Annotated in this window: 23 protein-coding genes; all 23 read right to left on the bottom strand. The window is 51.0% G+C overall.

The features are described from left to right. Window positions 1-84: 84 nt before the first annotated feature. Window positions 85-498 carry a 30S ribosomal protein S9 gene (gene rpsI, locus H6F91_RS03320; RefSeq protein ID WP_190771012.1) on the bottom strand — a complete coding sequence of 138 codons (414 nt, stop codon included), beginning with the start codon at window positions 496-498 and terminating at the stop codon, window positions 85-87. Next, window positions 498-950: a 50S ribosomal protein L13 gene (gene rplM / locus H6F91_RS03315; protein WP_190771011.1), complete on the bottom strand. Its 453-nt coding sequence runs from the start codon at window positions 948-950 to the stop codon at window positions 498-500. Before rplM ends, rpsI begins: the two co-directional genes overlap by 1 nt. Window positions 951-994: 44 nt before the next feature. Beyond that, window positions 995-1,906, bottom strand: coding sequence for a tRNA pseudouridine(38-40) synthase TruA (truA, locus tag H6F91_RS03310; protein WP_190771010.1), 912 nt, complete (start codon window positions 1,904-1,906; stop codon window positions 995-997). Between the two features lie 20 nt (window positions 1,907-1,926). Then, window positions 1,927-2,277 carry a 50S ribosomal protein L17 gene (rplQ, locus tag H6F91_RS03305; protein ID WP_190771009.1) on the bottom strand — a complete coding sequence of 117 codons (351 nt, stop codon included), beginning with the start codon at window positions 2,275-2,277 and terminating at the stop codon, window positions 1,927-1,929. Window positions 2,278-2,367: 90 nt separating this feature from the next. Then, window positions 2,368-3,318: a DNA-directed RNA polymerase subunit alpha gene (locus tag H6F91_RS03300; protein WP_190771008.1), complete on the bottom strand. Its 951-nt coding sequence runs from the start codon at window positions 3,316-3,318 to the stop codon at window positions 2,368-2,370. 159 nt (window positions 3,319-3,477) lie between these two features. Continuing rightward, on the bottom strand, window positions 3,478-3,873 hold the full coding sequence (rpsK, locus tag H6F91_RS03295) for a 30S ribosomal protein S11 (protein ID WP_190771007.1): 396 nt from the start codon (window positions 3,871-3,873) through the stop codon (window positions 3,478-3,480). 151 nt (window positions 3,874-4,024) lie between these two features. Further along, the gene (gene rpsM, locus H6F91_RS03290; protein WP_190771006.1) at window positions 4,025-4,408 is read right to left on the bottom strand and encodes a 30S ribosomal protein S13; all 384 of its coding nucleotides are present in this window, start codon (window positions 4,406-4,408) and stop codon (window positions 4,025-4,027) included. An 88-nt stretch (window positions 4,409-4,496) separates the two neighbouring features. Next, the gene (rpmJ, locus tag H6F91_RS03285) at window positions 4,497-4,610 is read right to left on the bottom strand and encodes a 50S ribosomal protein L36 (protein ID WP_190771005.1); all 114 of its coding nucleotides are present in this window, start codon (window positions 4,608-4,610) and stop codon (window positions 4,497-4,499) included. A 112-nt stretch (window positions 4,611-4,722) separates the two neighbouring features. After that, a complete protein-coding gene (gene infA, locus H6F91_RS03280; protein ID WP_036002386.1) occupies window positions 4,723-4,947 on the bottom strand; it encodes a translation initiation factor IF-1 in 225 nt (74 codons plus the stop codon). A 187-nt stretch (window positions 4,948-5,134) separates the two neighbouring features. Continuing rightward, a complete protein-coding gene (locus H6F91_RS03275) occupies window positions 5,135-5,689 on the bottom strand; it encodes an adenylate kinase (protein WP_190771004.1) in 555 nt (184 codons plus the stop codon). Then, window positions 5,689-6,993, bottom strand: coding sequence for a preprotein translocase subunit SecY (gene secY / locus H6F91_RS03270; RefSeq protein WP_190771003.1), 1,305 nt, complete (start codon window positions 6,991-6,993; stop codon window positions 5,689-5,691). The genes H6F91_RS03275 and secY overlap by 1 nt, the downstream gene beginning before the upstream one ends. Window positions 6,994-7,091: 98 nt before the next feature. Beyond that, window positions 7,092-7,538, bottom strand: coding sequence for a 50S ribosomal protein L15 (gene rplO, locus H6F91_RS03265; RefSeq protein ID WP_190771002.1), 447 nt, complete (start codon window positions 7,536-7,538; stop codon window positions 7,092-7,094). A 67-nt stretch (window positions 7,539-7,605) separates the two neighbouring features. Next, window positions 7,606-8,121 carry a 30S ribosomal protein S5 gene (rpsE, locus tag H6F91_RS03260; RefSeq protein ID WP_190771001.1) on the bottom strand — a complete coding sequence of 172 codons (516 nt, stop codon included), beginning with the start codon at window positions 8,119-8,121 and terminating at the stop codon, window positions 7,606-7,608. Between the two features lie 69 nt (window positions 8,122-8,190). After that, window positions 8,191-8,553, bottom strand: a complete 363-nt coding sequence (gene rplR / locus H6F91_RS03255; RefSeq protein ID WP_190771000.1) for a 50S ribosomal protein L18 — start codon at window positions 8,551-8,553, stop codon at window positions 8,191-8,193. Window positions 8,554-8,555: 2 nt separating this feature from the next. Next, window positions 8,556-9,095: a 50S ribosomal protein L6 gene (gene rplF / locus H6F91_RS03250; protein WP_190770999.1), complete on the bottom strand. Its 540-nt coding sequence runs from the start codon at window positions 9,093-9,095 to the stop codon at window positions 8,556-8,558. An 85-nt stretch (window positions 9,096-9,180) separates the two neighbouring features. Then, complete coding sequence (rpsH, locus tag H6F91_RS03245; protein WP_190770998.1) at window positions 9,181-9,582, bottom strand: 30S ribosomal protein S8; 402 nt, start codon at window positions 9,580-9,582, stop codon at window positions 9,181-9,183. A 23-nt stretch (window positions 9,583-9,605) separates the two neighbouring features. Beyond that, window positions 9,606-10,148 carry a 50S ribosomal protein L5 gene (rplE, locus tag H6F91_RS03240; protein ID WP_190770997.1) on the bottom strand — a complete coding sequence of 181 codons (543 nt, stop codon included), beginning with the start codon at window positions 10,146-10,148 and terminating at the stop codon, window positions 9,606-9,608. 46 nt (window positions 10,149-10,194) lie between these two features. Further along, window positions 10,195-10,542: a 50S ribosomal protein L24 gene (gene rplX, locus H6F91_RS03235; RefSeq protein WP_190770996.1), complete on the bottom strand. Its 348-nt coding sequence runs from the start codon at window positions 10,540-10,542 to the stop codon at window positions 10,195-10,197. Next, window positions 10,542-10,907: a 50S ribosomal protein L14 gene (rplN, locus tag H6F91_RS03230; protein WP_190770995.1), complete on the bottom strand. Its 366-nt coding sequence runs from the start codon at window positions 10,905-10,907 to the stop codon at window positions 10,542-10,544. The genes rplX and rplN overlap by 1 nt, the downstream gene beginning before the upstream one ends. An 18-nt stretch (window positions 10,908-10,925) precedes the next feature. Further along, window positions 10,926-11,177: a 30S ribosomal protein S17 gene (rpsQ, locus tag H6F91_RS03225; protein WP_190770994.1), complete on the bottom strand. Its 252-nt coding sequence runs from the start codon at window positions 11,175-11,177 to the stop codon at window positions 10,926-10,928. A 6-nt stretch (window positions 11,178-11,183) separates the two neighbouring features. Beyond that, complete coding sequence (gene rpmC, locus H6F91_RS03220) at window positions 11,184-11,411, bottom strand: 50S ribosomal protein L29 (protein WP_190770993.1); 228 nt, start codon at window positions 11,409-11,411, stop codon at window positions 11,184-11,186. Between the two features lie 3 nt (window positions 11,412-11,414). Next, window positions 11,415-11,834, bottom strand: coding sequence for a 50S ribosomal protein L16 (gene rplP, locus H6F91_RS03215; RefSeq protein ID WP_190770992.1), 420 nt, complete (start codon window positions 11,832-11,834; stop codon window positions 11,415-11,417). A 46-nt stretch (window positions 11,835-11,880) separates the two neighbouring features. Further along, window positions 11,881-12,636 (bottom strand): 30S ribosomal protein S3, encoded by a 756-nt coding sequence (gene rpsC, locus H6F91_RS03210; protein WP_190770991.1) that lies wholly within the window; start codon window positions 12,634-12,636, stop codon window positions 11,881-11,883. Window positions 12,637-12,685: the final 49 nt, after the last annotated feature.

The following is a 12,685-nucleotide window of genomic DNA, read 5'->3' as shown; positions in this document are numbered from 1 at the left end:
GTCTCAACTGCAAAATGTCATTATTACTATTCTAGACAATTGGGATAAAAAGCCCATTGCCTAAATCAAGGTAGCAACCAAGAATTAACGCTTGGAGTACTGAGGTGCCTTACGAGCTTTATGCAAACCGTACTTCTTACGCTCTTTAGCGCGAGCATCCCGACGCAGATAACCTTCAACTTTAAGGGGCTTACGGTTCTCAGGATCCAGTTCGCACAACGCACGAGCCACACCCATACGGATGGAATCTGCTTGCCCAGTCAAACCACCACCGTGAGCATTAACCAGAATGTCATACTCATTTTCCAGGCCCAGAGCTTCTAAAGGAGCCTTAGCAGCTACAAGGTAGGAGGGGTTGAACTGAAGATACTCTTCTCCAGGCTTACCGTTGATCGTCAATTTGCCAGAACCTGGCACTAGACGAACTCGAGCAACGGCAGTCTTGCGGCGACCCGTTCCCCAATAAACTGCACGACCCGATTTCTCAGTAGCTTGCATTACTTACCTCCAGGAATGGTTTGAATAGTCAGAACTTCAGGTTGTTGAGCCTGATGGGGATGCTCAGTACCTGCGTATACCTTCAGCTTGGTAAACTGTTGGCGACCCAAAGAATTCTTGGGCAGCATACCTTTCACAGCAGTCTCAATGATCCGCTCAGGAATCCGAGCCTGTAGCTTGTCAAAGGTTTCTACCTTCATCCCACCGGGACGACCGGAGTGGCGACGGTAGAGCTTCTGAGTACGTTTGCGCCCCGTCACTTCAATCTTTTCGGCATTGATCACAATGACGAAATCTCCAGCATCCAGGTGAGGAGTAAAAATTGGCTTATTCTTGCCCCGCAGGATGGAAGCAACTTCGGAAGCCAAACGGCCCAGGCGTTGGCCTTCAGCATCAACCACATACCATTTGCGGTCAGCTGTTTCTTGCGTTGGGAGGTAGGTCTTAGTCATGACAGCGTTAATGGAAACAAAATTGTAAGGATAGGAAAAGAGCACTATCCCAAGACGGGAATGGCCTGAGAATCCACTGAACCGGAATCGAACATTGAAGGCAAAAGGAACTGAGGCTGGCTATCAAACCAGAGACTGCGGGAAAAGGGAAAATCGTCTTCATACCCAATCCGCAACAGGCACAACCCCTGGGGAGGAGCAGCGTATTGTACCTCATTACGCCGTTGCTCCTGCCAAAGGCGCGTAAAGTCGTCAGGCGATCGCACGCCTCGACCTACTTCCACCAGCATCCCGACCAATAACCGTACCATTCCATACAGAAAGCCACTGGCCTGAATCTCGATCTGAACAAAAGGCCCACGCTGAATGCATTCAGCCTCATGTACATCGACCCATGAATGAGCACGACGAGAACCAGCCCGATGGAATGCCGCCAAATGATGCCGCCCAACTAAGGGGGATAAGGCAGCCTGCATCCGTACTGTATCCAGGGGAGCATAGTAATAATGCCAGGAGAAGGGACGGACAAACAGATTCGGGCGAGGGTCTGTATACAGGGTGTAGCGGTAGCGCCGCCACAATGCCGAGAACCGGGCATGCCAACTGGAGGGCACTGCCGCCGAACCACGAATCACAATGCCGTCAGGAAGACGATGGTTAAGGATATCCGCCCAGCGATGGGGAGGAATACGAGTTACCACATCGAAGTGTGCTACCTGAGCCGCTGCGTGAACACCAGCATCCGTTCGGCCAGCTGCATGCACAACCACGGGATAACCCACCACATCCCGGATCACACTTTCTATCACTTCCTGAACACTGCGATGATTCGCCTGACGCTGCCAACCATGGTAGTCCGTGCCCAGATATTGAATCACCAGAACTACCCGCGTCGATGTTATCGATACGGGAGCCGCGTCAGAGGGATCAGATGAGCTGGGCACGATAACGGTCATGGTTAACAGGAGGAATCCGATCAGGTCAATTCGATAATGGCCATTTCGGCATTATCACCACGACGGCTTACCGTGCGTACCACACGGGTATAGCCACCATTACGATTGCCATAACGCTCTTGAGCCTGCTCAAACAGCGCATGAACCAGTTGCTTGTCGTAAATAAAACCCATCGCTTGACGACGGGCAGCCAGAGACCCATCCTTAGCCAGAGTAATCATCCGATCCGCTTCAGAACGAACCGCTTTGGCCCGTACTTTAGTGGTGGTGATGCGGCCATAGCGAATCAACTCTGTGGTTAACGCTCTGAGGAGAGCGCGCCGCTGATCCGCTGGCTTGCCTAATTGGGGGACACGACACCGATGACGCATAACTCTACTCTCTACGGTCAGGAATAAAACGACACTCAAGACATTGCAAGCGTGAGAGACTTGCTCGATAGACTCAAGACTGAAACAAACCTACGGGGTTGGCTTAGCAGACTTCTCACGAGGCAAGGTAATTCCCAAACGGGTTTGCAACGCTTCAATTACCTCTTCTGCAGACTTCTGCCCGAAATTCTTTATCTCAAGCAGATCTTCTTCGCTGAAGTCCAAGAGGTCAGCCACCGTATTGATCTGAGCGCGCTTCAAGCAGTTATAAGCACGAACAGACAGATTGAGTTCTTCAATCGGAATCTGGCTATGGGGATCTTCCTCTTCAGGGAAGATACTCTTCAGATCCTCAATGGTGATGTCCTTCAAGGGATTAAAGAGATCCACTAGGATTGCAGCAGCTTGGCTCAAGGCATCTTGAGGAGTCAAGCTACCATTTGTCCAGATCTCCATAATCAAGCGATCACGCTCTAGTGAACCACCTACCCGAGCATCCTCAATGGTGTAGTTCACCTTACGAACCGGCATGAAAATTGCATCAATCTGAAGAAAATCGAGAGCAGAGGTATCATCACGACCCCGCTCAATCGCCCGATAACCTACCCCTTTCTCAACCCGGAATTCCATCTCCAGGACAGAGCCTGCCGATACCGTAGCAATATAGTGGTCTTCATCAATTACGGCCACTTCCGAAGGTAAATCGAAGTCAGCGGCTGTAACGACTGCCGGACCTTCTACCCGCAACCGACCAATCTGAGGATGAGAGGTATAGCTCTTGAGAACCACTTCTTTCATGTTCAAGAGAATGTCCAAGACATCCTCCTTCACACCCGGCACGGTCATAAATTCGTGGGTTACCCCCGCGAGCCGTACAGCAGTTACAGCGGCTCCTTCCAGGTTCGACAGCAAAACCCGACGCAAGGCGTTACCAACGGTGATCCCTTGGCCCCGTTCTAAGGGTTCCAGAACAAAGCGACTATAGACGCCATGTTCATTTTCTGAATCTGTTTCAATGCACTCAACCTTGAACTGTGCCATACCAGCCTCCCTTCTCCTTGGCTTCAGATCATTCCAGCTCTCTGAGGCAATTCTCTAGAACTGGCAATTCGTCAGGAACAAAACCCATGCCTTGCCAAATGATTGTTTCTGCCTATCAACAATTTCCAATCTGGCTAGCAGGGCCAGAAATTGCCCAGACTAAACGCGACGACGCTTGGGAGGGCGGCAACCGTTGTGGGGAATGGGTGTAACGTCACGAATCAGAGTAATTTCCAGACCCGAAGCTTGAAGTGCCCGGATGGCAGTTTCCCGGCCAGAGCCAGGACCGCTTACCATAACTTCCAGTTGTCGCATGCCTTGATCCATTGCCCGACGCGCAGCATTATCTGCCGCCGTTTGAGCCGCATAAGGGGTTCCTTTTTTGGCACCTTTAAAGCCGCTTGAACCCGCTGAGGCCCAGGAAATCGCTTCACCATTTACATCAGTAATAGTGACGATGGTGTTATTGAAAGTTGACTGGATATGAGCAACCCCGCTGGGAACATTTTTCTTTTGCTTCTTCGGTCCAGTCTTTTTTCCAGTCTGCCGCGCCATGTTTAATAGTCCAACTTACTTTTGAGATCAACGATGTAGTGCTACGGATCCAGGGAAGGCGGGTTCTAATTTAAGAACGACTGACCTGGCTAGAAGTAAACGCCAAAAATCGAGGCCAGACGAGCCGTCACAACCTCGAATGGCGTACTCCCTACTTCTTACCAGGAGCCTTCTTCTTACCAGCAACGGTGCGACGAGCGCCTCGACGTGTCCGTGCATTAGTGCGGGTACGTTGCCCACGAACAGGGAGTCCCATCCGGTGGCGCCGACCACGGTAGGTGCCAATGTCCATCAAGCGCTTAATATTGAGCGCTTCAAGACGACGCAGATCCCCTTCAACTTCGAAATTCGTCTCAACAGCTTCACGCAGGGATGCCACATCCGAATCATTCAGATCTTTGACACGGATATCGGGATTGACACCCGTAGAGGCCAAGATTTGCTTGGACCGCGTCAAGCCAATTCCATAGATATAGGTCAGACCAATCTCAATCCGCTTATCGCGCGGTAGGTCCACTCCGGCAATTCGTGCCACGCTCTATGCTCCTAAATAACCCACTCTTCAACCTGATTTCGTTACCCAACCAACGTTCTGACGAGCAATCTCTCCAGAAACTTGGCAATTAACCCTGACGCTGCTTATGCTTGGGATTAGAACAAATCACCATTACTTTGCCATGACGGCGGATGACACTGCATTTATCGCAGATTTTCTTGACGGATGCCCGGACTTTCATCCTAAAATACCTAGCTATTACAAACTCAACATAGTATCAACTCAGAAGCGCCTTTGTCAAGGAATATCTAAAGCTTTCCTAAACATCGGCTCATCATCGCCCCGATACTGAATTACTTCTTACGCAGGCGATAGGTAATGCGTCCCTTTGTAAGGTCGTAGGGTGTTAGCTCCACTTTGACGCGATCGCCTGGCAAGATTTTGATGTAGTTCCGACGAATCTTCCCAGAGATGTGGGCTAGCACATTGAAGCCATTATCCAAATCAACTCGGAACATAGCGTTAGGAAGGGAATCGGTGACCGTTCCTTCCATCTCAATCAAGTCCTGCTTAGACAAACCAATATCCTCCTAAGGATGTTCAACAACAAAATAGTTAAGCGAAACTAGAAAATCCGGACACCTAAGAATGAAGCTATAAGTTTTTACAAATGCTCCATTCTTAAGCGTAGCAAATCTCTCATAGATCAGGTTGTGACATAAAAATCAAGCTTCCTGGCTGGGATTTGCAAATCCGAATCATCAATCACGCTGCCACAATTTGTTCTAAGGCTGCTGAAACATCATCAATCGGTTGATTGCCATCCACAGAAACCAGAAGCTGGCGTTCCCGATAAAAATCAATGAGGGGGGAAGTTTGTTCGCGGTATACCGACAAACGATGACGAATCACCTCTTCATTATCATCAGAACGCCCACGTTCTAGAAGGCGCGTAACGATGATGTCGTCAGGCACATCCAGATTAACCACACAGTCATACTGATGATTAATTTGTTCCAACAGGACATCCAGGAACTTAGCCTGAGATACGTTGCGGGGGAAACCATCCAAGATCCAGCCAGACTTTGCGTCATCGTTATCGAGACGGCTTCCTACGAGGTCAAGAATCAGGTCATCGGGAACAAGTTCCCCTCTGTCCATGAAGCCTTTTGCCTTCAGGCCTAATTCCGTCTCGGCGGAAACAGCTCCCCGCAAAATATCACCGGTTGAGATGTGGGGAACTGAACACCGATCAGCCAGAACTTTAGCCTGTGTGCCTTTGCCTGCACCAGGCGGCCCCAAGAAGATTAGACGTACCACTATTGCTTGACCATCCCTTCGTAACGTTGAGAAATAACGTAGGTCTGAATTTGCTTTGCCGTGTCAATTGCCACACCTACCAGAATCAGCAGTGACGTTGCACCTAATCCCTGGAAAGTACGCACCTGCGTCGCCCCTTCAACAGCAGTTGGAACAATCGCAACCAGGCCCAAGAAAATAGCACCCAGGAATGTTAGACGATTCAAAACCCGTTCAATGTAGTCGCTGGTGGCTTTACCTGGACGAATACCCGGAATACTAGCTCCCATTTTCTTCAGGTTCTGCGACATATCAACGGGGTTCACGATGATAGAAGCGTAGAAATAGCTGAAGAACAAAATGAGTAAGAAATAAACCAGAATATAAGACCAGGTACCCGGACGCAGATAGGTAGACACCGCAATCAAAACACCGTTACCCGGCAGCAAATTGCTCAGGAAAACTGGAAGCAGAAATACAGTCGAGGCAAAAATGATTGGCATTACCCCGCCTTGGTTCAGGCGGAGGGGTAAGTAACTACTCTTTTCCAGATAGAGCCGACGCCCAACCTGGCGACGAGCCGAAATAATAGGAATCCGGCGCTGACCTTCTTGAACGAAGACGATACCAACAATCATCACCAGGAAAACCAGAGTTAACATGATGACGCCAGCAACAAAGCTGCGATCGCCACTCTGAGCTTGTTGGATCGTCAGGTTTAAGTCCCGAGGAAGAACAGATACGATGCTAAGGAAAATTAACAACGATGCGCCGTTTCCTACACCACGCTCTGTAATCAGTTCACCAGCCCACATTACAAAAAGAGAACCAGCCGTTAGAGCTAAAGCTGTTTGAGCAATGAACCAAGGGCCAGGACTCAATGCATAGTTGTTAACCAGAATTGAGATACCTGTGCTCTGCAGCAAAGCCAAACCAAGGGTGACGTACCGCGTGATCTGAGCCAGCTTACGGCGGCCAACTTCGCCTTCATTTTTTTGAAGGTTTTCCAAGCTGGGCAGCGCAGCTGTAAGCAACTGGATAATAATGGACGCGTTAATATACGGCACGATGCCTAACGCAAAAATGCCCAGGGTTGATAAACCCCGACCTGTAAAGTAGTCCAGAAAACCAATTAGATTTGACAGTCCCGCGGAGGCAATCCCGGCCTGAAATGCGGCCCGGTCAATCCCCGGCACTGGAATGAAAATGCCCAGGCGCACCAGAATCAACATTCCTAAGGTGACCAGCAAGCGCTGCCGCAAACCAGCAGCCTGGGCCATTTGGATAAATGTTTCCTGGGCCGTTGGAGTCTTATCTCGAACCATTCAGAAAACCTCGCTGTCAGACCATCATGATTGCCCCAGCGATCGCCTCCCTGGGGCAAAAGAAACAAGAAGTGAAGGTTAAGTCACCCCTCTTCAGTTTAATCTAGCAGTTCACAGGTGCCGCCAGCAGCCTCGATTTTGGTACGGGCACCAGAGGTGAATGCAGCAGCCTTTACATTCAAAGCCACCGGCAATTCGCCATTACCCAGCACTTTCAAAGGACCATCATCTTGGGTCAGAATGCCTGCTTCCAACAAAGAAGCCAGAGTTACCTCAGAGTTAGCGGAAAGATCTTTCAGATCTTCTACATTAACAATGGTGTACTGAATCCGATTGACCAGTGGGAAGTGCTTTAACTTGGGTAATCGACGGTACAGGGGCATTTGGCCCCCTTCAAAACCAGGCCGGGTAGGACGGCCCGAACGGGACTTCTGACCCCGCATCCCGAAACCACCGCTCGCCCCTTGGCCAGCCGCGATACCCCGGCCGATACGGCGTTTGCGCTTTTTAGAGCCTTTTTTAGGGGCTACATCTTCAAGTCTCATAATGCTTTAGAGGTAATAGAGAACTCGTGGGAATAAACTCAATTCCAGAAGCAGAACTTACAAGGAATTAAGAATAAATACGCTCAAGGGGAACGCCACGCTCTTCCGCAACATCGGAAAAGGTCCGCAGAACAGACAGCGCTTCCGTTGCCGCACGCGCATTGTTCAAGGGGTTACCCGAGCCCAAACGCTTCGCCAGAATATTCTTAACTCCGGCCAGTTCCAGCACGGTTCGTACTGCACCCCCAGCAATTACCCCAGTACCAGGAGCCGCGGGACGCATGAACACCCGTGCACCGCCACTGTCACCCTGGGTGGGATGGGGGATCGAGTTCGCTTTGGTCAGAGGCACCTCGATCAGGTGCTTCTTGCCATCAGCAACGCCTTTTTTCACAGCGCCGATTACGTCGCTAGCTTTGCCAACACCAACGCCAACCTGCCCTCGCTCGTTACCCACAATAACGATCGCCCGGAAGCTCAGTTTTTTACCTCCCTTGACGACCTTGGTTACCCGGCGGATTTGTACAACCCGCTCTTTCCAATCGGTTTCTTTTTCTTTAACCCGACCGCCTTTTCTCGCCATGGTCCAGTCCTTGAGATGATCTCCTTTGAAATTATCGAAAGCGGTGACCCCACATGGAGGGCGTTCACCTTAGAATTCCAGACCCGCCTCCCGAGCGGCATCAGCCAGAGCCTGAACACGACCATGGTAGAGGTTACCACCGCGATCGAATACGACCTGTTGAATTCCTTGAGCGATCGAGCGCTGGGCAATTAACTTACCGACTTCCGTAGAAGCTTCACAGTTAGACCCAGTGCTCAGCTTTTCGCGAACTTCTGGCTCCAATGTAGAGGCAGAGACCAGCGTGCGATGCTGGGTATCGTCAATCAGCTGCACATAAATATGCTGATTGGAACGAAAAACACTGAGTCTGGGACGTTCGGAAGTTCCAAAAACCTGGCGGCGAATTCGCTTGTGGCGACGACGTACCGATTCCTTGCGCGAAAGTTTCATCGTTATTTCTTCCCTGCTTTACCAGCCTTGCGTCGTACAAACTCGCCAGAATACCGAATACCCTTACCTTTGTAAGGCTCAGGAGGACGGGTCGCCCGGATCTTGGCAGAAATGTTACCCACTTCTTCCTTATCGATGCCGCTGACGATGATGTTGGTGTTGTTCTCCACCGCAAATTGAATCCCTTTGGGCGCTGCAATTTGCACGGGGTTGCTATACCCGACGTTCAGAGTCAGGTTAGTACCTTGAGCCTGAGCCCGGTAACCAACTCCCTGAATTTCAAGGCGGCGCGTAAAGCCCTGAGAAACGCCTTCAACCATGTTGGCAACGAGGGTCCGGCAAAGACCGTGACGCTCACGGGCAGGGCGGGAATCATCCCGGCGCTTCACCAGGAGAGTTTCATCTTCCTGGACGATTTCAACCTCAGGCGGTAATGTGCGGGAGAGCTCACCCTTTGGTCCCTTTACCGTAATGTCCTGCCCGGAAATAGCGACAGTGACTTTCTGTGGCAGGCTAATGGGACGTTTACCAATCCGAGACATTGCTCATTGCTCCTACTGAAAAGACCGTTAAACGGTTCAAAGTAATGATTTATAGCCAACAGAACCCGAAGTCAGAGGCTCTGCACTACCAGACGTAACAAAGGACTTCGCCACCAATCTTCTGCTGCCGAGCATCGCGATCTGTCATGATGCCCTTCGAGGTGGAGAGGATGGCGATGCCAATGCCGCCCAGGACGCGGGGGAGTTCTCGAGAGTTCGAATAAACCCGCAGACCCGGCTTGCTGACACGCTGCAACTGATTGATGATCGGCTGGCGACCTTTGCCCTTGTACTTCAGCGAGAGAACCAGGGTCTTCTTGGGATCTTCGCCCGTTTCACTGATATCGCTAATGAAACCTTCCTCCAGAAGTACACGGGCAATACTCCGCGTCATCTTTGTGGAGGGAATCTCAGTTGTCTGATGGCGCGCCAAATTCGCGTTCCGAATGCGCGTCAGCATATCTGCAATTGTGTCATTTACCGCCATAGTTTCCTCTTTGTCGAAATGCCTCAGTTATCGCGGAAGGGCATCCCCAGTTCCTTGAGCAGCGCGCGACCTTCCTCATCGGTGGTTGCGGTGGTGATGATGGAAATATCCATGCCTCGAATCTGGTCAATGCTGTCGTACTCGATTTCCGGGAAGATGAGTTGTTCCCGCAGCCCCAGGGTGTAGTTACCACGACCATCAAAGCTCTTGGGGCTAATACCACGGAAATCTCGAATACGCGGCAGAACCAGATTCACCAGACGATCCAAGAATGCATACATGCGATCGGAACGCAGGGTGACCATGATACCAACAGGCATTCCCTGGCGAATTTTGAAACCGGCGATCGCCTTCTTTGCCCGAGTCACCACAGGGCGTTGACCCGTAATCACAGCTATCTCATTAAGAGAAGCTTCCAGCGCCTTCGCGTTCTGAGCCGCTTCTCCAAGACCCCGGTTTACGGTGATTTTGATAACCTTGGGGACCTGGTGAATATTGGTGTACTGAAACTGTTCCATCAGTTTCGGCACTACCGTCTCTTGATATGTTTCTTTCAGCTTTGCCATCTCTGTCTCCTGTTAGGGTTCTGGGCTTGGTCAGAACCACTGAAGTCTATTTATCGAGCACTTCGCCAGTCTTTTTCAGCATCCGTACTTTGCGACCTTCAGAGTTGAAGGTGTAACAAACCCGGCTGGCAACCTTCTGCTTGGTCGAGTACAGCATCACTTTGGAGCTGTGGATGGGCCCTTCAAAGGTTTGAATCTGACCTGACTCGCCTTCTTGCTGAGGCTTGACGTGGCGGGTTTTCACATTTACGCCCTGGACGACTACTTTGCTCGTTTCGGGATAAACCTTGGTAACTTCGCCGATTTTGCCTTTCTCTTTACCGGAGATGACCTGAACGGTGTCTCCCTTCTTGACATGCATTTTGAATTTCCGCTTGGGAGTCGCTAAGGACATCAGAGCACCTCCGGAGCCAGTGAAACGATCTTGGTAAAGTTCTTGTCACGCAGTTCCCGAGCAACTGGCCCGAATACGCGTGTGCCTTTGGGGTTACCGTCGGCATTGATGATAACGGCGGCGTTGTCATCGAAGCGAATGCTCATACCGCTATCTCGACGGAGCCCTTTGCGGGTGCGCACGACAACAGCACGAACCACATCAGACTTCTTCACACCCATGTTGGGCAGGGCATCTTTTACAACGGCGATGATGACATCACCGACCCCGGCGTAACGGCGGTTACCACCCAGAACCCGAATGCACATCAGCTTACGGGCACCGCTGTTATCAGCCACATTGAGGTAAGTTTCTTGTTGAATCACGGTTCACCTCGTGTTGCGTTAGGATTCTGCGGTTTGGGTCAAAATATCAACCACCGTCCAGCGCTTCGTGCGGCTCAGGGGACGGGTTTCACGAATACGGACGCGATCGCCCGATTTGCATTGATTTTCCTCGTCATGCACCTTATATCGCTTGGTTCGCACCATAATCTTGCGATATTTTGGGTGAGGAGCTCGGTTTTCGACCGCTACGACAACCGTCTTGTCCATTTTGTCGCTGACAACGACACCAACCCTCTCTTTTACTGCCATTGCACCTTACTCCTTGCCTGACTCAGTGGCCTGTGCTGCCAACTGGCGCTCCCGCTCAACCGTCATCAACTGGGCCAGACGATGGCGCGTTTGCTTGAACAGGTGGGGTTTCTCAAGGCGACGGGTCGCCTTTTGGAAGCGCAAGTCGAACAGTGTCTTTTTAGCTTCCAGAACCTGATCGCTCAGTTCCTGATCGCTCAAATCTCGAATATCTGCAATCTTAGGAAGAGGCATTGTTTAGGACTCCTCCGCTTCACGCGTAATGAACTTGGTCTTAATCGGCAGCTTGTAAGATGCTAAGCGCATCGCTTCCCGTGCAGTCGCTTCCGGTACCCCGCCGATCTCAAACAAGATTCGACCAGGTTTTACAACAGCAACCCAAAACTCAGGGTTACCTTTACCAGAACCCATCCGGGTTTCCGCAGGGCGCATAGTAACAGGCTTGTCAGGGAAAATACGAATCCAGATTTTTCCACCCCGACGAATGTAACGGGTCATCGCACGACGACTAGCTTCAATTTGTCGGGAGGTAATCCAGGAGGGTTCTAATGCTTGTAGTGCAAAATCACCGAAGTTCAGGTCACTACCACGGGTTGCCTGTCCCCGCATCCGGCCCCGATGTTGTTTGCGAAATTTTGTTCTTCTTGGACTTAACATCTCTCACTACCTTGACTTGGGATCGATATCCAATGGATTCAGGGCCTTAACCTTCGTTGGAACGGTCTTCAAACTGCTGACGACGGCGCTGTTGCTGACGGCGGCGGGGTTGAGTACTGGGAGCAGACTGAGTCGTGTCTTCCTGACCGGGGATAATTTCACCCTTGAAGACCCAAACTTTAATCCCCAGAATTCCGTAGATAGTTTGAGCGGTGCGATAGTGATAATCAATATCCGCGCGCAGGGTGTGGAGAGGTACTTTACCTTCGCGGGTGTACTCCGTCCGAGCAATTTCAGCACCGTTCAAACGACCGCTGACCTGAATCTTGATTCCCTGAACACCAGCACGCTGTGCCCGTTGAATTGCCTGACGAACCACACGACGGAAGGAAACCCGACGCTCCAGCTGCTGCTGCACATACTCGGCAATCAGAGCAGCGTCCGCGTCAACTTTCTGCACTTCGACCACGTTGACACGAATCTTACGCTCGCTGTTACCCAGGGATTTTTGAAGCCCTTCACGGAGCTTTTCAATCCCTTCACCACCACGGCCTACGACCACACCGGGACGGGCTGTATGAACTTCCAGATCCACTTGATCGGCTTTGCGCTCAATCCGAATCTGAGAGATGCTGGGGTTTTCCAGGCTCTTGAGTTTTAGAGGGTTGCTCTGGAAGAACTTGCGGATTTCATGGTCTTCCTGAAGCAGTTTTGAATAGGTATTGGAATCGGCAAACCAGCGAGAGCGGTGCTCTTGCGTGATGCCAAGGCGAAAGCCAACTGGATGTATCTTCTGTCCCACGGTGCGTCCCCTAGTTGATTGTCAGAGATAGCGAGTGATGAATGAGGCT

Source organism: Leptolyngbya sp. FACHB-8, from assembly GCF_014695575.1.
Lineage (GTDB): Bacteria > Cyanobacteriota > Cyanobacteriia > Elainellales > Elainellaceae > Vacuolonema.
The sequence above is the reverse complement of the archived record's forward strand: the minus strand, read 5'-3'. Positions and strand labels throughout refer to the sequence as shown.